The following is a 517-nucleotide window of genomic DNA, read 5'->3' on the forward strand; positions in this document are numbered from 1 at the left end:
CTGTAATTCTTCAAGTGTGGCCGCCAGTGATTTTTGCTGAACGCCACGCTCACTCATCACTCCGCGCAACAGTGAAATACAGTTATCCCGTACTCGCGATAACGGATCGGAACGCGATTCCCAGTCGCGCAATTGCCAGACAACATGAGAACAGTTCAGCAGCACTACACCCCAGCGTAATAACCAACGGCGAGCCATCGCATCCTGGCTGTTACTCAACTGACTGACGTGATGATAAGTGAGCGATTCAAATTCGCTTTCACTCAGTGATGGATGGCGGCTTAGTTGATCGACAAAATCCCGGCGCAGCGCGCGAATATGACGACGGCTTTTACGAGCACCCGACCCTGGACGCAAAATGGCGAACGCTAACCACGCCAGCGCAACGCCAACGATTTTTGCCAGATTATCGTTAAGAAAATCAGCAAAATCATACACCGGGGGATTAGTGACAGCGATAAACGAACCCATAAAAACAATCAGTTGCCCCCACAGTGCGGCAAATTTGGGCATCTGC

The 517-nt window shown here is 50.9% G+C and carries 1 protein-coding gene; it reads right to left on the reverse strand.

What is annotated here, in order from left to right; genetic code table 11:
• On the reverse strand, window positions 1–517 hold a 517-nt coding region (locus tag AC5O77_RS22670), incomplete at both ends, for an FUSC family protein (protein ID WP_494507286.1).

The organism is Stenotrophomonas sp. INTA L402-1 (assembly GCF_059295135.1).